Below are 21,475 nucleotides of genomic sequence, written 5' to 3' on the forward strand. Positions count from 1 at the left end.
CTATGGTGTGCGTTGAGTGCGATGCTGATGACCCAGTCGGGGAGGGCGGCTGTCGCACAGATCCTATCGCTTGGAGCCTGGCGACTATCAGAAGCATCGTTTGATGGGGCCCACCTCGCCGGTCGGCGAGAGCTGCGATATTCATTGAGCCGACGCTCTCGTGTAGATCGAGTATTCTAAGGCGCGTCATATCCGCCTGACCGGTGTGGATGCACTTATGGCGGAGAGCGGCTAGGGTCAGGACTCGTTGTTCATAACCAGAAGATGACAGTGGCAGCGAGTGCGACGGCGTAGAAGAAGGCGGTCGGGCAGCGGTCGTAGCGGGTGGCGATCCGTCGCCAATCCTTGAGGCGGCCGAACATGATCTCGATGCGACTGCGGCGCAGGTAGCGACGCTTGTCGTACCGGACCGGCTCGTTGCGCGACCTGCGGCCCGGGATGCAGGGCTGGATGCCTTTGGCCTGAAGAGCGTCCCTGAACCAGTCGGCGTCGTAGCCGCGGTCGCCGAGCAGCCACTGCGCCTTGGGCATGTCATCGAGCAGCGCTGCCGCGCCAGTGTAATCGCTGACTTGACCCGCGGTCATGAAGAAGCTCGAGGGGCGCCCGTTTGCATCGGCGACGGCATGGAGTTTGGTGTTCATGCCGCCTTTGGTGCGACCAATCAGTCGGCCAAGATCCCCTTTTTAACCCGCAGGCTCGATGCCGTGCGGTGCGCCTTCAGGTAGGTCGCGTCGATCATGACCGTCTGCGGCTCGCCACTAGCTGCAGCCAGACCTTCCATCATTCGCGTAAAAACACCGGCCTCCCCCCAACGCTTCCACCGATTGTACAGCGTCTTGTGCGGGCCGTAGTCACCGGGCGCGTCTCGCCAGCGCAGTCCATTGCGGTTGACGAACACGATGCCGCTCAACACCCGCCGGTCATCGACGCGGGGCTTGCCGTGGCTTTTCGGAAAGAACGGCCGCAGCCGCTCCATCTGCTCATCCGTCAGCCAAAACAGGTCGCTCATCCCAGTCTCCTTGTGGAGTCTGAATCAGATCGCGAGGCTCACATCAATGGGTCCTGACCCTAACCACGGCCGTACAAGATGCTGTCGACTCGCAATAGCATTGCGCTTATGGGCGGTGCTATGACGGGGCAGGCGATCGATCAGGCTGCGGCGATTATGGTCGAGCGCACGATGAAGCACAATCGGGTCGTCTCATGCCGGACGCGACCCGCCCTCCGGAGGGGCGCATCGCTATGCGCTGAGGTCGATGGGTTTTCGGCCTTGACGGTGAAGGCGGCAGATCGCGACATCAGCGCGGTTCGTCCGCATCGATGATCCCCATGCGGCGCCGATGACCGACCGACCCGGGCGCATTCTGGCGCTGTTCGCCGGCCAGCGCCGTCGACTGATCGCTGAGGCGGTGCGGCTGACCGGCGATACGGCATCGGCGGAGGATATCGTTCAGGAGGCCTGGATTCGCCTGTCGAAGGGAGCCGCAGGAACGCGCATCGACGCCCCGGTCGGCTATGTCAGCCGGGTCGTGCGCAACCTGGCATTGGACGAATATCGCCAACGGCGGCGGCGCGAGCAGGTGACACTTTCGGCTCCCGATGGCGACCCCGATATGCCGGACGGCGAGGCGGTGAGTGTCGAGCGGGCGCTGATGGCACGGGAGGAACTGGCGCTGGTGACCGCCGAATTGGCGCGCATGCCGGCCCGGATGCGTCGCGCGGTAGAGCTGCATCGGGTATCCGGCGCCCCGCTGCGCGAGATTGCCGCCGAGTTGGGCGTGTCGGTCACCACCGCCCATGGGCTGGTGACGCAGGGTGTCGAGCGGTGCCGCAAATGCCTGGAGCGGACGCGGCGTTGACCGACGAACCGAAAACGGGAGCGCGCGGCTCGTCCTATCATCCTGAGCCCCGAGACGGGGGCGGGGTGATCGCAGACGGGGAGTGTCGGCGCGAGGCGCTCGACTGGATGATCCTGTTGCAGGAGCGTCCCGACGATGGCGAGGTGCGAGCGCGCTTTTGGCAGTGGCGGCAGGCGCCCGCGTGCGCCGCGGCGTGGCGGGATTTGGATCATGTCGGCGATGTGCTCCGTCAGGCATGGGACGATCGCCCCGCCTCGTTCTCCGATGCGCCACGCCGGTGGAAGAGGACGCTGCCGGTTGCGATGGCGGCCTGTCTTGCGGCGATCTTCGCCGGGCAAGTCGTGCTGCTGACCGCCCGTGCCGATCTCGCGACCGGGACCGGCGACGTGCGGCGCGTCCGTCTGGCCGATGGCAGTCGCGTGACGCTGGCGCCCGACAGCGCCATCGCGCTCGACGGCGCACGACATGTCAGGCTGCTGCGCGGCACCGGCTTTTTCGAGGTCCGGCACGACGCCGCCCATCCGTTCCGCGTCCAGGTGGGCGAGGCGGTGGTGACCGACCTGGGCACCGCGTTCGAGGTTCGACGCGATCACGATGGCGCGCGCATTGCGGTACGGGAGGGACGCGTGCAGGCGTCGTGCGAGCCTCGTTCGATCGACCCGAGCGACATGCGACCGGGCGACGTCGTGGCCCTGGACTGCACGAGCGGCCGTGCCGTGACATCGTCCGTCCCGCTATCGGCGATAGCGACGTGGACGCACGGCCGGCTCGTTATCGTCGATCGCCCTTTGGGTGAGGTCGTGGCCGCGCTGCGTCCGTGGCATCACGGGCTGCTCCTGGCGCGGGGGAGCGGTATGGCGCGCCACGTTACGGGCGTTTACGATCTGCGTCATCCCGACCGGGCTCTTGCGGCCATCCGCCAGGTGCATGGCGCGACGGTGTGGCAGGTCACGCCCTGGGTCACCATCGTCACCGCCAGCTGAGCGACCGTTTTCCACCATCGGATAAAAAATGCCGAAAATCCCCCGGCGACGCTCGTCTACTGAATGAATGCGAATGATGCGCAATAGCATTCATGCTCTTCTGGACATGGGGGGACGACGTGAAGAACGGATATTCGGGGCTCCGGGGCGGTATGCCGCGGTACAAGGACATGGGTCTGGCGATGCTGCTGACGGCCTCGTCCCTGGCGGGACTGATGGCGCCGACGAGCGCATACGCCCAGCAGGCCAATGTCAGCGTCAGCATTCCGGCCCAGCCGCTGGGCGATGCGCTGGCGCAGTTTGCGCAACAGGCCAAGATACAGCTCAGCCTCGACGCGACGCTGGTGGCGGGCAAGCGCTCGCCGGGGGTGTCGGGGCGGATGGACCGGGCGCGGGCGCTCGACCGGTTGCTGGCGGGCAGCGGCCTCGACTGGCGTGTCACCGACGGTGTGCTGACGGTACGGCAGGCCCCCGCGCGCGCTGCGGCCGAGGCGCAGGCAGCGCCGCTTGTTACCGACGCCTTGCAGGTGGACGGTAACGAAACCCCACGCGATGTCGCGGAGGCGCGGGCCGAGCGTGGCCACGACACCGTGTTCGACGCCGATTATTCCAGCGGGTACAAGGACCGTGCAGAGATCGAGCGCTACAAGGGCGTCACGACCTCGGACCTGCTGACTGGCATGGTCAACGTCCTGAGCGGCGATGCGCGCAACAGCGGCGCGCTCGATCCCAGCATTCGCGGCATTCAGGGGCCGGGGCGCGTGCCCGTGGTGATCGACGGCACCGAACAGGCGCTAACCGTCTGGCGCGGCTATAATGGCGCGAGCAACCGGGCCTATGTCGACCCCAACCTGATCTCGGGCCTTCAGGTGCTGCGCGGGCCGACCGACAAGGGCAATATTCGCAGTTCGACCGGCGGTGCGGTCGTCATCAACACGCTGGACGCCGACGACGTGCTGCGGCCCGGGCGCACCTTCGGCCTAGACTTGCGGTTGGAGGGGGGCGACAACTCGACCGATCCGCGCCTGCCGACGCTGCTGACGGGGCGCGACTATCGCACCGTGCCCGGCTTTCCTCAGACGTCGCCCAGCTTCGCGCTGAAGGATCCCTATCTGCGGATCGTGCCGCGGACCGGATCGGATAACCATTTCCTGTCGTTCGGCGACCGTGCCGTGCGTGTCGCCGGCGCGGTGCGGATCGAGGGGCTGGACCTCTTCGCGGCCTATGCCTTTCGCGAGCGGGGCAATTACTTCTCCGGCACGACCGGGGCGGATTATTACGAGCAGTCGAGCCTGCCGTCCCGGAACCTCAATCGTATCCGCCGGATGGCGCTGGGTTTCGCGGCCGGCAATGAAGTGCCCAACACCTCCAGCGATCTGGAGTCGGTGCTGCTGAAGGCCACCTGGCACATCACCGACGACCAGTATCTGCTGGTCAGCCTACGCGACAGCGTCACCCGCTATGGCGAGATCATGCCGTCGCGCATCCCGATCGACACGGGTAATGTCCAATGGCCGCTCAGCAAGGTCCATGCCCGCGCCTATAATGCGGAATATAAGTGGCAGCCGGACAGTCGCTGGATCGACCTGAAGGCCAATCTCTGGGCCACCGACACAAGGAGCGACACCTATAATTCCGGCGGGATGCCCAATTTCGCGACCTTTGCCGATCCGATCATCATCGACAATGCCCGCGCCAATGCGATGAACGATCGCTATGGTTTCAACGCCAGCAACACCCTGCGCCTCGGCACGACGCTCGATCTGACGCTCAGCGGCAACTGGCAGCATGAGAAATTGGCGTCGCGCGACATCTACAATGCGGCGAACTTCCAGGGCTGGCGGCAATTCCCGCGCGCCGGGCGGCGTGAGGAGTTCCTGGTCCGGCTGGACGGGGAGTGGCGGCCCGCGAGCTTCCTAAAGCTGAACGCCGGGCTGAGCTATGCCGGATATTGGGCGGTGGACGATTTCGCGCGCGACCAGATCGCCAAGGGGAATCCGAACCTGAATACGACCCTCTACAAGGGCTATACTTCCTTATTCCCTGTCCGTGGCATGGGTGAGGCATTCTTCAAGCGATATTATCGGAACCTTTTTGCAGGATTCTCCTCTGCGGACATCGAAGAATTTATCGCAATGGATCTGCCGGACTATCTGGCGAATCCTCATCCGCTTTCATTCGATCAAGCCGGCCCGGACTGGGTACCTGATGCCCAGGGGCGCTACCGGCGGGCGGACAACCCCTGCGTGAACGGCACGATCAACGGGATTCCGGGCAATAAAGGAATCTGCGTTCTGCAAAGTATCGTCGAAACCGTTCCGATCGCGGCGCCGCGTCGTTCGGCCCACAACTGGGCGCCGAGCCTTTCGGCCACCGTCTACGCCGACGATCATACCCGCGCCTATGCCCGCTATATCGAGACGTGGCGCTTTCCGAGCATGTTCGAAAGCACGCTGGGCTTTTCGGCGTCGTTCAACCCAGCGGCACCCCTGCGGCCTGAACACGCCAAGCTTTACGAGGTCGGTCTGGTCCGCGATCTGCGCAGTCTGTTGCGGCTGAACCGGGAGGATCAGCGCGCCGACGTCAAGCTGACCTTCTATCGTAACCACATCACCGATGTGGTCGAGCGATCGACCAATCTTCAGTTCAGCAATATCCAGGAACAGACGATCGCCGGAATCGAGGCGGAGGCGCGGATCGACACCGGCGGCTTCTACACGCAGTTTGGCGCCGCTTTCATGACGACAAATCGGGTCTGTGACGCAAGCGTCGCTGCTCTCGCCGACCGAAAGAACGGTAGCATTCCCGATTGCGTCAAATATGGCTTCCCGGATGGCTTCCTGCTGACCCAGGCGACGCCCGAAGAGACGGTCAACTGGACGATCGGCGGGCGCTTCTTCGACAAGCGGCTCGAGATCGGCGGACGGCTGACCTATTACAGCCGCTACGACAATCCGCTGTTTCAGAGAATCGCCGACCTTCCGCGCGAGCAGCAGCTCGACGTCTATTCGCTCAACGTGCCGTTCAGCTGGGGCGAGATCGTCACCGCCGATGCCTATGTCCGATACCGGCTGAACGACCGTTTCTCGGCCGAGCTGGTCGGGACCAACCTCAACGATCGTTATTATGCGGACCCGCTGACCCGTTCGATGATGCCCGCCCCCGGGCGCACCGTCCGGCTGAGCCTGACGGGCCGCTTCTGACGATCCCGCCATTCGACCCCGCCGTCCATGTCCTTCCTGAAAGCCGGACAGTCACGGCGGGGCCGGATCGATGCGCCCGAAGCGATCGGGCGCACACAACCGCAGGAGTAATAGCATGACCTCCATCACAATGAAGACCATTGTTCTCGCCGGCCTTGCCACGGTCCTGACCGCCGGGTCGGCGCAGGCCCAGTTCGCCGGTGGCTCCAGCGACACCAGCAAGGTGACCGTGGGCGAAAGCGATGTGCAAGGCGGCCCGCATGTCAAAGGGCGTGCCGGGATCGGCGTGCCGGGAACCGAGGGGAGGCGCGTCGATTTCCAGGGACTTAGCCTTTACGCCGCGCCCGACCTGAACGGTGTCCGCCACCTTAACATGGCGAGCAGCAATACCCAGGATCATAGCCGCTATGGCGACTTCCGCTTCGCCCGCGTCGGCTCTGCCGATCTGTGGTTCGGCGAATGGTCGCAGACGGGCAACGCCACGGCAGGCGATCACACCGTCTATTATGTCGGCAACACCAGCGGCACGACCGTCCCGACCAGCGGCACCGCGACTTATTCGGTCAAGGGCATCAGCGACTATGCCAACAAGGGCGTGCTGACCGGCACACTGACCGCCAATTTCGCGTCGGGTTCGTCGGGCACGCTGCGTGGCAGCCTGTCCAACGCCTCGACCGGGGCGGGCGTCAATATCGGTACGGCGCGGATCAACGGGGCGGACTTCGTGGGCGGTAATGCCGTTGCCACCCAGTCTGGGGCCGTGGTCGCCTCCGGTGGCGCAGTGAACGGTCGCTTCTTCGGCGCCAGTGCCGCGGCGCTGGCCGGGACCGTCAAGTTCGACGGTGCGCGTCAGCACGACACCGCCTTCGGCGGCACGAAGAACTGACGCGAAGGGCTGGGGCTCCTGTCTCTCCCTTGCGGGAGCCCCGGCTTCGTGCCGATCCGATGCGCCACGCCGTCTCCCCCTATCTCCTGACGCTCGCCACGCTGTGGCTGGCCGCGCCCGCTTCCGGCCAGAGTGCCCGGAGCGAGGATAACCGCCTGCGCCTCGACCCCGGTATCGATCGCCGGACCACGCCCCAGGACCGCGAGGCGATCGAGGGGGGCAGTTCGCCGGATCGCATCTCCATAGATGGCCAAGTCTATTCGGTCGGCCATAACCCGGACGATCTGGGCCGGGCGCTGTACCTGTCGGTAGCGCGCAAGAACTGGGCGGATGTCCGCCGCTTCCTGCCACCGTATCTGGCGCTGGCCCGCCATGATCCGATGCTGGTCGCCTGGGCGCGCGGTGGCCTCGCGCGCAGCGACGGGCGGCTGGGCGAGGCCGAGCGCCAGTACCGCGCCCTGCTGGCGATCCAGCCCGACTTCCTGCCGGGGCGGCTGGAGCTTGGCCGCGTACTGTTCGAGAACCGGAAGGACCGGGAGGCCCGCCGCCTGTTCCGCGCGATCCGCGACGAACTGGCGGGGCAGGGCGAGCAGGCCGCCGGGGTTCGCCGGACGGTCGACACCTTCCTAGCCGCGCTCGACCGGCGGGGTGGCTGGCAGGGCATGATCGCGGCGGGGCCGGGCTATAGCAGCAATCTCAACCAGACCTCCGCCAGCCAGACCTGCCTGCTGGTCGGGGTGGACGGCACCTGCCTGATCGACCGCACGCTGCCACCGGCGGTCGCCTCCGTCGGCCTCAACGTCGAGGGGAGCGTCAGTCGCCGGTTCGCGCTGAAGGGGCAGGGCGGGCTGTTGGCCCGGGCCTTCGTCTATGGCGATCTCTGGCCTGGGCATGGGGCATTCGATCAAGCGACGTTGACCGCGCAGATCGGCTATGATCATCAGACCGCCCGGCGGAGCCTGACCCTGTCGCCGACCATCGACCTGGCGAGCCTGGGTGGTCGGCTGCTCTATGCCGCGCCCGGCCTTCGCGCCGAGGCGATGGTCACCCCGTCGCCCGACACCGCCCTGCGGCTGGAGGTCGCGCGCCGGGTCTTCGATTATCGGCGAAGCTTCGATGATCTCGACGGAGCACTGACCGAGGCGTCCTTGACCGGCTGGTGGTCGCGCCCCCGCGGCTGGACGTTGTTCGCCGGTATCGAGGCGGGCGACAAGCAGGCGGGGGAGCGCGCCAATGCCTATCGCCATGTCGGGGCGCGACTGGGGGTGGTGCACGGCTTTGCCGACTGGGCCGAACTGACGCTGATCGGGTCGGTGCGGCAGCGCGATTACGGGGCCTATAGCGCATTGCTGGAGGCCGTCCGCCACGACCGAGAGGCGAACCTGACCGCCGTCCTCCGCCTGCCCAAGCTGCGCCTCGCCGGGCTGACGCCCAACATCCTTCTCCAGCACAATCGGGTGAAGAGCAATGTCGACTGGCTCTATTCCTTTCATCGCACCGCCGCGAGCATCAGGTTGGAACATGCCTTCTGAGGCCGGGCCCAGCGGCTATCGCCAGCCGGTGCAGGCACGGGCGTTCGGAACCGGGGCGATGGTGGCCACCGGGCTGCTGGGGATCGTGTTGCTCAGCATCCGGGTGACCGCGCCGCCGACCCCGGTAGCTGACGCCGGGTCGATGGCGGTGTTCGTCGCGGAGGCGATCCCGCTCGATCGGCCTGTGCTCGATCCAGCGGAGCCGCAGCCCGCGCCGCCGCCGCCCGATGCCACGCCACCCCGTCCGACGGCGACGCTCCCGTCCACCATGGCTCCGGCGGTATCCGTGATCGCCGCGCCGTCATCGGTCGGACCGCCCTCCGCCGCGCCGCTGGCTCAGCCGGCGGATGCGGTTGCGCTGCCTTCCTCGCCCTCATCCGGGACGAAGCCGGTCGAAAGCCCTGCGACGACCGCCCCGGCCGCTTCGGCGGCAGCAGCTGCAGCGGACTGGCGGGCACGGCTGCTCGGCCATCTCAAACATTATCGTCGCTATCCGCGCCAGGCGGAGGCCGCGCGGCAACAGGGCGTCGCCCGCATCGCCATCACCCTGCATCGCTCGGGCGAGGTGATCGCCGTCGAACTCGTCCATGGCAGCGGCTACCCGCTGCTCGACATGGAGGCGCGGACCACGGTGCGCCGTGCCGCGCCCTTGCCCGCGGTCGACGACGCCGTTCCCGGCGATCCGGTCACCGTCGAGGTGCCGATCGAATTCGCCCTGCACCGCTGACCCTTTCCCGTTCTTTCAGGAGTATCGCCATGACCCCGATCGCGTCCCATCCCCAGCCGAGCGTCCCGATGGCCGCGTCCGCCCGGCCGATATCCCGTTCGCAGCGGCTGATGCAGGCCACGCGCAGTGCGCATGACGGGCTGGACAACCGGATCATCTCGGCCGAGCCCTTTCAGGACCGCGATCATTATGTCCGGCTTTTGGAGATGCAGTATCGCTTTCATCGCGCCATCGAGGGGCTCTACTCGCGGTCACTGCCACTCCCGGCGACGCTGGATTTGCCCGCCCGGCGGCGGCTGGACCGCGTAAGACAGGATCTGGAGGATCTGGGTCGGTCGCCGCCGGAGAATGAAGGGGCTCGGCCGCTCCACATCGCCCGGGTCGACGCCGCCACGGCGATCGGCTGGCTGTGGGTCGCCGAGGGATCGACGCTGGGCGCGGCGTCGCTGTTGAAGCGCGCGGCGGCCCTGGGGCTCGACGAGACGTTCGGCGCGCGTCACCTCGCCGGGCACCCGGACGGGCGCGCAAAGGCCTGGAAGCACTTCACGGCGGCGATCGATGCGCTGGACCTGGATCAGGTCGATGACGCGCTGATGCTGGGCGGCGCGCGCGACGCCTTCCTCTATGCGCGGAGACTGGCGGATGCCAGCTTTGCGTGACGGGGGCCGAGTGAGGCGGGCGATCCGGTTCGGCTGGCTGGCGCTGGGGGTATTCTGCGTCGGGTTGGGGATCGTCGGCGCGTTGCTGCCGCTGATGCCGACCACGATCTTCCTGATCCTGGCGGCGGCATGCTTTGCCCGTTCCTCGCCCCGGCTGGAGGCGTGGCTGCTCAATCATCCGCGCTTCGGCCCGACCTTGCGCGCGTGGCGGCGTGACGGCGCCATGAGCCGCCGGGCCAAGGGGCTGGCCTGTGGCGGCATGGCGTCGGGCTATGCGATCTTCGTCGCGGTCGCGCATCCAACCGTCAGCGTGCTGTCCGTCGTAGCGCTCATCATGTCGGGCTGCGCCGTTTACATTTGTACCCGGCCGGGGACGTCGTCTCGATAACGCGGCTTAGACGGTGCGTGTGTAGCTTTCGTCCGTCGTCGGGTTGTTGTGCTCGAGCGATCAGCCACGCTCTCGCATTCGGACGCTGTTCAGGCTCGTCCTTTACCCGCTCGCCAGCGAGCTCTTCCGCGACGGCCGCAGCGGGCCGCAGGCATCATAGATCGCGGCGTTGACGTCCCAAGTGGACACGGGCCAAGATTGACTATCGGGCCAGCAAAACCGCGGCGGACCTGTGGTTGCCGATGGTGCCGGATTTGCTCGCTGCCATCGCCGCGACACCGAACATCGGCCTGACGAGCTATCTGGTCAACGATTACGGGCAGCCGTTCACCGTGGCCGGGCAGGGCAGGGCAACAATATGCGCTAGTGGTGCGACGAGGCAGTCTTACCGCAATGCACGGCGTATGGCCTGCGAAAAGCCATTGCCCGGCACATGGTCGCGATCGAAGCTACGCAGTAGCGATGAAGGCGGTGGGTGGCTGGAAAGGGCACGCGGAAGTTGTAACTTACGCGGCGGATGCAGCCCAGGCATAGCGTGCCCAAGCAGCGATCGACAAGTTCGTCAGCCAATTTTCGGACGAGCGCGGGTCACGACTTTGCCTAACCGCCTTGCCTACCGTTTGTCCAACCCATCCCGAATCGCGCATTTGCGCCATTCCAGCGACCGGCTGGTGACCCCTACGGGAGGCGTTCATCCAGCAGGAAAGCACGTATTTCTGCGGTTCTCGTGGGTCGCTTGCCCATCGGTTTGTACACACGGCCTGTACCCGCGTGCATGACGATATGAGCCCGCTATTTGCCATCCGTTAAGGAGAAGCTGGGAGGAAAGCCGCCTGTCCGCTTTTGGTAGGCGATCGCCGGTAAGTGGCCACTCGTTCAGGCGGCGGGGCAGGGGCTCGAACGCCCGCCGGTGGTGGATTGCGGCCCGTCCGCTTTCGGGCGTCCATCGTGACAAACCGGACGTTCGTTCAGGCGGCAGGGCAGGGGGTGAAAGCCCGCTGATGGTGAATTGCGGTCTGTCCGCTATTCGAAGGCGCTTGCCGTGATCAGCTGTTCGTTCAGGTAGGGGTGCGACAGCACGCGCCGAGCGTTTTCGGCGCCAACTTCTCTACCATTCACCAAACGCGAGCCGGCGACGGTGCGATAGAGAGCCACCGCGTCCTCGATGCGGCGAAACCGAGCGCCTGCCGCTGCGGCACGGGTGTAGAAATCCCAGTCATTACAATTGTGAAAGCTCGGGTCGAAGCCGCCAACCGCGAAAACGGTGGCGCGGCGCACGATCGACCACGACGGCCCGATCACTCCACCGTGGATGAGCGCGCCGCGGATCGCGTCGCCCCACCAGCCGCACTCGGGCTCACCGGGTGGCGCGTCGCCTTCTACACGGCGGAAGTGTCCGCACACGATGTCGCTATTCTCGGTCGCCTGCAGCAAAGCGCGGGCTGCACCCGGCAGCCAAACGTCGTCGCTGTCGAGGAACGCGATCCACGGCGACATGGCCAGCGCCGCACCGACGTTGCGCGCGTGGGAGGCGCCGCCGTTGCGCGGCAGCGTCGCCGCGATCATGCGCTGGCCGTGACGCACTTCCAGCGAGCGGATCACCGCCGCGCTCGCGTCGCGCGAGCCATCGTCCACCACGATTACGCGCGCGGGTGCGTGATCCTGCTCCAGCACGCTCTCCACGGCGTCGGCAACGACGTGCGCGCGATCGTGGCAGGGAATGACGACGTCGTAGGCGGGCAGCGGCTGAGCCACTGCGAACAGGTCGGCGATGTTGTGCACCATATCATATTACGGGAAAGCCGCGCCGAGGCAAGGACAGTGGCTCCTCGCTTCGCCGCCGCTTGCCCGCTTACCGCCGCCCTAGATCCACCTTTGCGCCGGCGTAGAAGAAGCGTCCGATCGGCGAGATCGGCACGTTGGTCTCGAACCCGATGTCGGGGAGCTGGTTGGTCAGGTTGTTGACGCCGACGTAGAACGCAAAGTTGTCACGCGTGCGCAGCTGCACCTGGAGGTCATGCTGCCACAACGCCTTGAAGCGGAAGTAGCGCGGATCGACGAAGTCGGGATTGCCATCGGTCGCAACCCGGTCGAACCGGCGTACCGCATCCTGCCAACGCAAATTGTAGCTGACGGTGACGTCGTCGAGCGACCATGTCGGCGAGAAGGTCGCGTTCCACTGCGGTCGAAAGGGGCGGTCGAGGTTGTTGGTCACGTCCGCGCCCGGCGTCGCGATCTGCTCTAGCCGGTTGACGTAGCCGCCGACCAGCCGCAGGTCGAACCGCCCCGCGCTGGCGGTCTTGACGACGTAGCTCACGTTCAGCTCCGCGCCCGCGGTACGGAACGCGGCGACGTTCTCCGGCTGGACGACGAAGCTGCTGATATAGCCGGAGCCCGGCTGCCGTGTCTGCGAGGCGCAGAAGACGTTGGCGATCGTCGGCTGGTCGACGCACAGATTGGCTATGTCGGTCGCGCTCGCCAGGCTGATCGCATTGCGCAGGCGGATGTCGTACCAATCGAGCCCGATCTGCAACCCCGGCACGAAGCTGGGGCGGAACACGACTCCGGCGGTCCATGTGCGCGCGGTTTCCTCCCGCAGGTTAGGATTGCCGCGCTGGACGCCGGGGCGATAGATGCTGGCGAACGGATCGGCGGCGGCAGTGAAGGTCGCCGCGTTGCCCCCCGCGGCGCTGATCAACGCCTGGCAGTTGGCGGCGCGATATTGCGTGCCGTTGCCGCGGTTCGTCAGATAGCACGGATCGCTGACGAAATCGCCCGATCCGGTCGCCGCCTGGAAAAGTTCGCCGATGTTCGGTGCGCGGACCGACTGGCCGTAGGAGCCACGGAAGGTGATGTCCGCGACTGGCGACCAGATTGCGTTAAACTGATACGCGTTGGTGCTGCCGACCGTCGAGTAATTGGAATAACGTCCCGCCGCGCCGACCGACAGCAGGTTCGCGAACGGCCTGTCCTTCAGCAGCGGCAGGTTTACCTCGCCGAACGTCTCCCACACGTCGAAATTCCCGCTGGTCGGCGTCGGGATGATATATTCGTCATACTCGTAGAAGATGTTGTCGAGCAGCGCCTGCGACGGGCGGAAGCGGCTGCTCTCGCGGCGGTATTCGCCGCCGACCGCGAATTCGATCACGCCGCCGGGGAGCGAGAAGAACTGACCGAAGTCGCCGGACAGCGACCCGCTCACCACATGCTGCTCGATCCGCGCGTCGCTGACAGGATCGAACAGGAAGTAATCGAACGCCGCGGGGTTGGCGGTGTCGGCGCCGAACGGGTTGATCGGCAGGCAGCCCGCGCTGCGCGCCGCGGCCGAGCGGCACTGGGGACCGTTCGGGCCACTGACGGCGTCGAGCGCGTCGGCGAACCGCTGTCCTAGCCGGTCGTTCAGCTTGGTCGCGCGCAGGTCGGTGCGGCCGTATGTGTAGTAAATGTCGTAGCTGGCATGCTCGCTCACCGCGCCGGTCGCGTCCACCACGCCGCGCCACGTGCGGCGGCGGTCCTCCTCGCCGCGGCGTGGCAGGTCGAAGTTGTTGCGGTTGATATCGATCGTCGTTTGCCCAGCCGTGATCGCTGCGTTGCGGATCGTCGCGGGGATGAACGGATTGTCGAGCGTGAACGGCTGGTAGAAGTTGCCCGAGTTGTACGTGCCGCTGTACGAGCCGAGCGTGCGCGTCGTCGTCTGGACGAACTTGCCCTCTAGCGTCAGCTTGAACGCGTCTGAGGCGTCGAAATGGGTCAGCAGGTTGAACGCGTGCCGCTCGCTCGCCGACAGAATATCGCCGATATAGCCCGCCACCGGCGTATCGTCGCCGCCGGCGGTGAAGTAGCTGGACCCGATCGGCGTCCCGCGCGTGTAGAGCGCGCCGTCGCCGCGATAGCGCACCCCGGCGATGTCGACGTAGCCAAAGGTCGAGCTGTCGCCGTAGCGGATGTCGCGCACCGGTTCCTGCTCATACCGACCGCCCGCGGTGACGAAGTTGAAGCGGTTCGCGCTTCGCAGATAATCGCGGTCGTCGTTGGCGAGCGGATCCTGCGCATAATATTCAAACGCGAGCGTCAAATTCGCGCGCCCGTCGGCGAAATTGCGCCCGACGATCGCGGAGGCGAAGCGGTTGCCTGCGTCGCCCTGCTCCGAGATGCCCGCCTGTCCGCGCATCGCAAGGCCGTCATAATCACGTTTCAGCACGAAATTGACCACGCCCGACACGCCGTCGGCGCCGTACACCGCGCTCGCCGCACCGGTCAGCACGTCGACGCGCTCGATCAGGTCGGTCGGGATCGCGTTAATGTCGACCGCGGCGGTGTTGATCTGGCCGGACACGTGGCGGCGGCCGTTCACCAGCACGAGAGTACGGTTCGGCCCCAGCCCGCGCAGGTCGAGCAGGTTGAGGCCGGCATCGCCGATGGCGCCGTCGGCCTGCGCGTTGCCCGCGGTACGCGTGCTGTCGCGCGAGTTGGTGAGTGCGGGGACGCGCTGCAGGAAATCGGTGACGTTGGTCTGCCCAGACTGCTGGATCTTGGCGGCATCGAACGAGACGATTGGGTTCGGCGCCTCGTAATCGGGACGGCGGATGCGCGATCCGGTGACCACGATGTCGCCGCCGTCACCCGCCGACGCAGCCGGTGCGGCGGGCGCATTCGCCGCATTCTGCGGCACAGTTGCGATGTCCTGCGCGTGCGCTGCGGCGGATAGCAGCAGCGCGGCCGCGGCCGCTCCCGCAAGCAGGCGCGGACGGCGGATCGTGGTGGATGTCGGCATGCTTCCCCCTGAGGAATTTTTTCGTTCTCCGCCGCGCGGCCGTTTCCCCCGGTACGCGACGCCTTGGCGCGAAGTGCATGGCATGCCGCGGCGGCGACGCCTATGCTAAAATGCTTCAACGGCAACGACATGGCCGGTACGATGAGGGTGGCGCCAGCCGGCGCTCCCTGCCATTATGCCCGCGTGGCGAGGATGACGACGGATGCGCGGATCGGGCGCCGAGGATTCGTCGTCGGATCGGTCGCCGTGCTCGCCACCGCCGGCTGCGCTGCGCACCCGGCCGATCTCTCGTTCTGGGCGATGAGCTATCAGGGCGATTATGCACCGTTCCTGATGACGGAGTTCACCGCCGCAACCGGGCTGACGGTCGACGTCCAGTCGCTACCCTGGACCGCGAGCCACGAGAAGCTGCTCACCGCTTTCGCGGGCGATGCGCTGCCCGACGTCCTGATGCTTCCCAACGGCTGGGTCGACGAGTTTGCGATGATCGGCGCGATCCGGCCCCTGCCGTCGCGCGCGATGCTCGACGGGGTCTTTCCCGGCGCGGTGCCGGACACGCGAACCCCGCATGCGGTGCCGTGGTCGGTCGCGCCGAGGGTGCAATTCTTCCGCCGCGACCTGCTCGCCGCCGCGGGCTGGGATGCGCCGGCCCGCGACTGGGACGGGTGGCGCCGGATGGCAACGGCGCTCAAGCGGCGGCGCCCCGATGATTACGTTTTCCTGTTCCTGCTCAACTGGCCCGACGACCTGCTGACGATGTTCACGCAAGTCGGCGGGCGCGTGCTGCGCGAACGCGACACGCGCGGCAATTTCGCGACGCCCGAGGGGCGCTTCGCACTCGCCTATTACGTGTCGTTGTTCGACGACGGCTTCGCACCCGTCGTTGCCTCCACCGAGGTGCAGGACCAGTTCGCCGCCTTCGCGCAAGGACAGTTCGCGATCTGGAACAGCGGGCCGACGACGTTGCTCGATATGCGTCGACGCAGTGCCGAGCTGCCGCAGGATCGCTGGGGGACCGCGCGGATCGCGGGCCCCGGCGGGCCGGGTGCGATCTCGACCCGCGACGTGTCCCTGTGCGTGTCGACACGCAGCCGCCGTCCCGGTGATGCGTGGGCGCTGCTGCGCCACTGCACCGCGCCCGCGAGCGAGCAGCGCTTCGCCGGGTTGATCGGCAGTTTGCCGGCGCGCGAGGCAGCGTGGTCGGGAATGCCGTTCCCTACTGACGTGATCGCGCCCTTCGCGGCGCAGGCGCGCGCGGTGGCCGACAGCCCGTCGATCCCCGAATGGGAGCAGATCCGCGAGCAGGTGGCGCTCTATGCCGAGCGTGCGATCCGAGGTTTGCTGAGCGTGGAGGAAACATTGGTGGCGCTCGACGCCCGCGCCGATGCGATCCTGGCCAAGCGGCGCGCGCTGGTGCAGGCGGGCAAGCTGACGTGAGCGTGGGACGCGCCCGTACTCAGGCGGTTACCGCCTGGTTGTTCACCGCGCCGGTTCTCGCGATCGTCGCGCTCGTGTTCCTGCTGCCCACCGCGCTCGCACTCGCGCTCAGCGTCACAGATTACTCGATTTACGCGCTGGCGAGCTGGAACAACCTGTCGTTCGTGGGCGCTGGCAATTTCGCCCGACTGCTGTCCACGCCCCTGTTCTGGCGCGCGCTCGCTAACACCGTGCTGTTCACAGCGTTAGGCGTCCCGATGGCGATCGGCGCGTCGCTGTTCGCCGCGCTGTTGCTGAACGACGCAACGGTACGATGGAAGCCGATCTGGCGTGTTGCCTTGTTCGCGCCCTACGTCACCAGCGTCGTCGCGACCGCGGTGGTCTGGCGATTCGTGCTCGGTACCCGCTTCGGGCTTCTTAACCGCGCGTTGGAGCTCGTCGGACTGCCCGCGGTCGACTGGCTCGGCAACCCGCACGCCTCGATCCCCGCGATCCTGATCTTCGTCACGTGGAAGATCTTCGGCTACAACATGATCGTGTTGACCGCCGCCTTGTCGGCGGTGCCGCAGGATCTGATGGAGGCGGCGCGGCTCGACGGCGCGACGCGTTGGGAACGTTTTCGCCACGTGACGTTGCCTGCGATCGGCCCGACGCTGCTTCTCGCCGCCGTAATGAGCGTGTCGGGTTTTCTACAATTGTTCGCCGAACCGTACGTGATGACGCTCGGCGGGCCAGCGCAGAGCACGGTGACAGTGCTATACTTCATGTTCGACGAAGGCTTCAAATGGTGGAACCTGGGGCAGGCAAGCGCGGTCGCGCTGATTCTGTTCGTTCTGACATTATGTGTCACCTGGGTGCAGACCCGCGTCGGGCGACGGTACGAGTGGTTGTGACCGCGATAGGGCGCATGAGCGCGGGTCGCACCCGTCGCCGCCTGCGCGCGGTGCTTGCCAACGCGGCGGTCGCGCTACTGACGCTGGTCACGCTGCTGCCGCTCGCATGGATGGTGACGGTGTCGTTCATGCCGCGCGGAGAATCGAGCCACTCGCCTTCACCGTTTTGGCCCAGCCGCTGGTCGTGGGAGAATTATTACGAGTTGCTGGTCCGGCGAGAGATCGACGGCGCGTGGTTCGATTATCGCATCGTCCCCGCGCTATGGAACAGCCTGACCGTTGCCGCGCTCGCGACGCTGTTCGGGCTGCTGCTCACCGTTCCCGCAGGCTATGCGCTGGCGAAGCTCCACTTCACCGGACGGGCGCGCGTGCTAAAGTTGCTGATCGCCAGCCTCGTCATTCCCGGGCAGGTCGCGATGCTGCCGTTGTTCCTCTTGATGAAGGAAGTGGGGCTGGTGAACAGCTATGCTGGGCTGATCCTGCCGAGCCTGGCAGGAATCTTCGCCATTCTGTTCGTGCGCCAGGCGACGCTTGGAATTCCCGACGAGATGCTCGACGCCGCGCGGCTGGACGGCGCGAGCGAGGGGCGCATCTTCATATCGATCGTGCTGCCGTTGCTGGCGCCGATCACGGTCACGCTCGCGCTCTTCATGTTTCTGGGCGCGTGGAATGACTTTCTATGGCCGCTGATCATCCTGACCGACCAGCACCGCTACACGCTTCCCGTCGCGGTCGCTGCGATCGCACGCGAGCACTCGGGCGACGGCGAGCTTATGATGGCGGCGGCCGTGGTGACGACGCTGCCCGTGCTAATGATCTTCCTTGCGCTGCAGCGCTACTACATGACCGGTCTGCTCGGCGGCAGCGTGAAGGGCTGAGCCACCCGCGCGAGGGCCGCGCCGTCGTCGCCGAACAGGTGCACGCGCGTCGGCTCCGCGCCGAACCGCAAGGTCTCGCCCAGCACAACCCGTCGGTCGCCGGGTAGCTGCGCCACCACCGTCCCGCTCGATCCGCGCGCACCCAGGTGGACGAACGACAGCGGTCCCAGCCGTTCAAACAGTTCGACCGGGCCCGCGAACACGCCGTCGTCCCGCGGCAGCAGGTGCTCGGGACGCACTCCTAATGTTACCGAGGTTCCGGGCTCCGCGCGTACCGCGGCGCGCACCTCCGCACCTCCTTCCAGCTGTACCGTCGTACCGTCCGCGTCCGTATCCGTCACGCGGCCGGCGAGCAGGTTCATTCCCGGCGACCCGATCGCGCGCGCCACCGCCAGGCTGGCTGGTGCATCGTAGAGATCGAGCGGTGGACCCACCTGTTCGACGCGCCCCGCGTTCATCACCACGATCCGGTTGGCGAGCGTCATTGCCTCCAGCTGGTCGTGCGTGACGTAGATCATCGTCGCCTGCAATTGCGCGTGCAGGCGCGCGAATTCGTGCCGCATCCGCACACGCAGCTCGGCGTCGAGGTTCGACAGCGGCTCATCGAGCAACAGCACGCGCGGGCGTCGGACGATCGCGCGCGCGATCGACACGCGCTGGCGTTGCCCCCCCGACAAGGCGCGCGGGCGGCGCGAGAGCAGGGGGGTGAGCTCCAGTGCTTTGGCAACTTCGTTTACCCGCGCCGCGATCTCGGCGCGCGGTCGCTTCGCGACCTTGAGCGGAAAGGCGATGTTCTCGGCGACCGTCAGATGCGGGTAAAGCGCGTAGGACTGGAAAACCATTGCGAGGCCGCGGTCCGCGGGGACCACATGGGTCACGTCGCGCCCGTCGATCGTGATGCGCCCCGAACTTGGCTCCTCCAGCCCAGCGATCAGGCGCAGTAGCGTCGACTTACCGCATCCGGACGCACCAACGATGACGACAAATTCGCCGTCCTCGATGCTCAGGCTGGTCGGTTGCAACGCGGTGACCGCGCCGAAGCGCTTGGCCAGATCCTCTACCGTAACGCTGGCCACCTAGTCCCCTTCCGGGTAACAGCATCGGCGCCTCAGCCTCTTTACGCAACCCCGACAGTCGGTTGCCAGCTATACACGCGAGCGCTGACCATGGATCAGCGTTCGGGCTGCCAGCCTCGAGCGCGAGCTAAGGGCTGTCAGGAGCTACAACTTTACCCCAATCTCTTTAGAGCCGTTAGGGCGACCCGCCTTACGGTCGGAGGTTGTTGGCCCGGTCATCATCAACAAGCTCGCAATTTTGGTGGGAAGCGAACGAGCCGCGAATGTCTGTATACGGGTCGACACGAACCTTACCAGTTATTGAAGGGGGCGGTGCTCCGCAAGTAAGTCGTGAGCGCCGCACAATGATCAGAACAGATAGCTTGCACTGACCGTGAAGTTGCGCGGCTGGCCGTAGCGATACTGACTAAACGATTCGACTTGGCTGAAGTAGGTCTTGTCGAGAACGTTCTCGACGTTGGCTTGCATATTGAGGTGGTCCGAGATCGCCAGACGAGCCATGAGATTGACTACCGCAAAGCCACCCTGCTCAAAGCGAAACGGAGTGGTCGATCCAGGTATTATACCGATAGAATAGGCCGCGCTGCGGTAGTTGACGCCTCCGCCGAACGTAAGACCGCCCAGTATCTCCGGTACGGTATAGGTCGTGAAGGCCTTCAAAAGCCGGCGGGGCTGATCGGTGTTGGCATCGACGTCTGCGGCATCGCGTGCGGTAAACTGGCTGTAGCCGACGTTGATGTTCCAGTTGGTTAGCGGGCTGCCTGTCGCCTCGACTTCGAAGCCCTTGCTGACAACCCCGTCCGCCGCCCGATACGGCTGGAACGGCAAGCCGGTACCCGGCCTCGTGATCGGCGCGCCGTCTATCTGGGCTAGATTGTCCTGTTCGATCCGGAACAGGGCGACCGACGTCTGCAGGGCCTCGTTGAAGAAGGCGCTCTTCAGGCCGACCTCGTACGACTTGCCCCTGATCGGATCAAGCTGCACGAAGTTGCGGTCCTGCGCGTTTTGCGGCAGAAAAATGGTCGTATAGCTGGCGTAGAGGCGATGGTTTGCGGTGATGTCGGCAAGGACGCCTGCATACGGAATGAAGACGTTTTTGTTGCCGTAGTTACGGTCCACGCCGTAGGCGCGGCCGCTCTGCCGGTATGTCGCAAGTCGGCCACCGCCGATCACCTTCAGCCAGTCGGTCGGATTGAGACGCAGGGCGCCGTAATAGCCGATCTGCCGGATGCGCTCCTCCTCGTTGACCACGCCCGTCTGCGAGAAGCCAGGAAATGCATAGGAGTTGGCATTCCAACTGATGAAGTCGCCAGCTGGCGGGAACAGGAAGTTGCCGAGTGGTGCCAGCTCGTTCAGCGGCGCATAGCTCACCGTCGTGCGGTTCAATTCGCTGTTGAGATAGCCAAGCACCAGATCGTGGTCACGGCCGAACAGCGACAGCTTGCCCTTCAGCTGCGCGTCGTAGCTGCTCTGGATGCTCTCGCCGTTGGCGGAATAGGGGTTGCTGCCCAATCCGAGACCCGTCGTGCGATCGACGTTGCCGTACAGGTATAGGATCTCGGTGAATTGCGTGTTGCGGAACCGGTTGTAGTTTCCAGTGAGGCTCCAGCCACGGCCGAAATCGTGACTTAGCGTTGCGAAGAAGTTCTGGTTGACCGTGGTCCATGTGGTCCAGGGTTGAGCGGTGCTCTTGGATCGATCCCAGCGCGCAATGGTACCATCGCTGTAGAAGGTCGGCAGGCTGCCCCAGAACGCCCCATGTGGTTCGTTGCGTTGATGGCTGAAGCCTATGCGCAGGAGCGTATCGTTGGTGACGTCCGCCTCGAGGACGCCGTAGAGGACGAGCTTCTTGTTGCTGTAGAAGTCGGTGAATGAATTGCCCTCCTCGTACCGACCGACGCCGCGTACGCGCAGGCGGCCGTCGGACGTGACCGCTCCGCCAAGATCGCCCGACAGCCGCCATGTGTCCCAGCTACCACCGGCCGCTTCGAGGTAGCCGCCCCATTCACGCTTGTCGGCATGCTTGCGCACAAGGTTGATGGAGGCGGACGGATCGCCGACTGTGGATCGGCGTGGAAAAGGGACCCCGTTAGCGGGGTGATCGGCGTCGAAAAGGGACCCCTCATCCTGGTGTTCTAGGCTGTTCGCTTGGCGGTGTGTCAGGCGGCGAGATCGGGATG

Annotated in this window: 16 protein-coding genes; 11 read left to right on the top strand and 5 right to left on the bottom strand. The window is 65.9% G+C overall.

All coding sequences use genetic code 11. From position 1 onward, the window contains the following. Positions 1-251 precede the first annotated feature (251 nt). Positions 252-1,009 (bottom strand): IS5 family transposase gene (locus ACP690_RS07700; RefSeq protein ID WP_426260692.1). Its coding sequence is split into 2 segments (ribosomal slippage): positions 252-676 and positions 676-1,009, totalling 759 coding nucleotides; the frame shifts between segments, so codons are not numbered across the junction. A 331-nt stretch (positions 1,010-1,340) separates the two neighbouring features. Between ACP690_RS07700 and ACP690_RS07705 the strand changes: the two genes are divergently transcribed. From ACP690_RS07705 to ACP690_RS07740, 8 genes are all read left to right on the top strand, one after another. Beyond that, entirely contained in the window at positions 1,341-1,859 is a 519-nt protein-coding gene (locus ACP690_RS07705; RefSeq protein WP_426260693.1) for a sigma-70 family RNA polymerase sigma factor, read from the top strand. Continuing rightward, the gene (locus ACP690_RS07710; RefSeq protein WP_426260694.1) at positions 1,856-2,842 is read left to right on the top strand and encodes a FecR family protein; all 987 of its coding nucleotides are present in this window, start codon (positions 1,856-1,858) and stop codon (positions 2,840-2,842) included. The genes ACP690_RS07705 and ACP690_RS07710 overlap by 4 nt, the downstream gene beginning before the upstream one ends. Positions 2,843-2,994: 152 nt before the next feature. Next, entirely contained in the window at positions 2,995-6,045 is a 3,051-nt protein-coding gene (locus tag ACP690_RS07715; protein ID WP_426260695.1) for a TonB-dependent receptor domain-containing protein, read from the top strand. Positions 6,046-6,160: 115 nt separating this feature from the next. Further along, positions 6,161-6,931 (top strand): Slam-dependent surface lipoprotein, encoded by a 771-nt coding sequence (locus tag ACP690_RS07720; protein ID WP_426260696.1) that lies wholly within the window; start codon positions 6,161-6,163, stop codon positions 6,929-6,931. A 59-nt stretch (positions 6,932-6,990) separates the two neighbouring features. Then, positions 6,991-8,463: a surface lipoprotein assembly modifier gene (locus ACP690_RS07725; protein WP_426260697.1), complete on the top strand. Its 1,473-nt coding sequence runs from the start codon at positions 6,991-6,993 to the stop codon at positions 8,461-8,463. Then, a complete protein-coding gene (locus ACP690_RS07730) occupies positions 8,453-9,190 on the top strand; it encodes an energy transducer TonB (protein ID WP_426260698.1) in 738 nt (245 codons plus the stop codon). Before ACP690_RS07725 ends, ACP690_RS07730 begins: the two co-directional genes overlap by 11 nt. 29 nt (positions 9,191-9,219) lie before the next feature. Further along, entirely contained in the window at positions 9,220-9,849 is a 630-nt protein-coding gene (locus tag ACP690_RS07735) for a biliverdin-producing heme oxygenase (RefSeq protein ID WP_426260699.1), read from the top strand. After that, a complete protein-coding gene (locus ACP690_RS07740) occupies positions 9,833-10,237 on the top strand; it encodes a YbaN family protein (protein ID WP_426260700.1) in 405 nt (134 codons plus the stop codon). The genes ACP690_RS07735 and ACP690_RS07740 overlap by 17 nt, the downstream gene beginning before the upstream one ends. Positions 10,238-11,260: 1,023 nt before the next feature. On the opposite strand, the gene ACP690_RS07745 is transcribed toward ACP690_RS07740, so the two are convergent. Continuing rightward, entirely contained in the window at positions 11,261-12,022 is a 762-nt protein-coding gene (locus ACP690_RS07745) for a glycosyltransferase family 2 protein (protein WP_426256023.1), read from the bottom strand. A gap of 67 nt (positions 12,023-12,089) precedes the next feature. Further along, positions 12,090-15,011 carry a TonB-dependent receptor plug domain-containing protein gene (locus ACP690_RS07750; RefSeq protein WP_426260701.1) on the bottom strand — a complete coding sequence of 974 codons (2,922 nt, stop codon included), beginning with the start codon at positions 15,009-15,011 and terminating at the stop codon, positions 12,090-12,092. A 129-nt stretch (positions 15,012-15,140) separates the two neighbouring features. Here ACP690_RS07750 and ACP690_RS07755 point away from each other — a divergent pair, with 129 nt between their 5' ends. From ACP690_RS07755 to ACP690_RS07765, 3 genes are read left to right on the top strand one after another with little or no spacing between them, the layout of a single operon-like run. Beyond that, positions 15,141-16,448, top strand: a complete 1,308-nt coding sequence (locus tag ACP690_RS07755) for an extracellular solute-binding protein (RefSeq protein WP_426260702.1) — start codon at positions 15,141-15,143, stop codon at positions 16,446-16,448. Next, positions 16,445-17,341 carry a carbohydrate ABC transporter permease gene (locus tag ACP690_RS07760; RefSeq protein ID WP_426260703.1) on the top strand — a complete coding sequence of 299 codons (897 nt, stop codon included), beginning with the start codon at positions 16,445-16,447 and terminating at the stop codon, positions 17,339-17,341. The genes ACP690_RS07755 and ACP690_RS07760 overlap by 4 nt, the downstream gene beginning before the upstream one ends. A gap of 14 nt (positions 17,342-17,355) precedes the next feature. Next, a complete protein-coding gene (locus ACP690_RS07765) occupies positions 17,356-18,219 on the top strand; it encodes a carbohydrate ABC transporter permease (RefSeq protein ID WP_294217190.1) in 864 nt (287 codons plus the stop codon). Here ACP690_RS07765 and ACP690_RS07770 read toward each other — a convergent pair. After that, entirely contained in the window at positions 18,180-19,295 is a 1,116-nt protein-coding gene (locus ACP690_RS07770; protein ID WP_426260704.1) for an ABC transporter ATP-binding protein, read from the bottom strand. The genes ACP690_RS07765 and ACP690_RS07770 overlap by 40 nt on opposite strands. A 348-nt stretch (positions 19,296-19,643) precedes the next feature. Then, positions 19,644-21,475 (bottom strand): TonB-dependent siderophore receptor (locus ACP690_RS07775; protein WP_426260705.1); only part of this gene is annotated, 1,832 nt, incomplete at its 5' end.

The organism is Sphingomonas sp. DC4900, from assembly GCF_049896485.1.
Classification (GTDB): domain Bacteria; phylum Pseudomonadota; class Alphaproteobacteria; order Sphingomonadales; family Sphingomonadaceae; genus Sphingomonas; species Sphingomonas aquatilis.

Coding starts and splice junctions, on each gene's coding strand:
- ACP690_RS07750 (WP_426260701.1), bottom strand. CDS start 15,011: ATGCCGACATCCACCACGATCCGCCGTCCGCGCCTGCTTGCGGGAGCG.
- ACP690_RS07730 (WP_426260698.1), top strand. CDS start 8,453: ATGCCTTCTGAGGCCGGGCCCAGCGGCTATCGCCAGCCGGTGCAGGCA.
- ACP690_RS07715 (WP_426260695.1), top strand. CDS start 2,995: ATGCCGCGGTACAAGGACATGGGTCTGGCGATGCTGCTGACGGCCTCG.
- ACP690_RS07720 (WP_426260696.1), top strand. CDS start 6,161: ATGACCTCCATCACAATGAAGACCATTGTTCTCGCCGGCCTTGCCACG.
- ACP690_RS07745 (WP_426256023.1), bottom strand. CDS start 12,022: ATGGTGCACAACATCGCCGACCTGTTCGCAGTGGCTCAGCCGCTGCCC.
- ACP690_RS07765 (WP_294217190.1), top strand. CDS start 17,356: ATGAGCGCGGGTCGCACCCGTCGCCGCCTGCGCGCGGTGCTTGCCAAC.
- ACP690_RS07705 (WP_426260693.1), top strand. CDS start 1,341: ATGACCGACCGACCCGGGCGCATTCTGGCGCTGTTCGCCGGCCAGCGC.
- ACP690_RS07740 (WP_426260700.1), top strand. CDS start 9,833: ATGCCAGCTTTGCGTGACGGGGGCCGAGTGAGGCGGGCGATCCGGTTC.
- ACP690_RS07735 (WP_426260699.1), top strand. CDS start 9,220: ATGACCCCGATCGCGTCCCATCCCCAGCCGAGCGTCCCGATGGCCGCG.
- ACP690_RS07725 (WP_426260697.1), top strand. CDS start 6,991: ATGCGCCACGCCGTCTCCCCCTATCTCCTGACGCTCGCCACGCTGTGG.
- ACP690_RS07755 (WP_426260702.1), top strand. CDS start 15,141: ATGGCCGGTACGATGAGGGTGGCGCCAGCCGGCGCTCCCTGCCATTAT.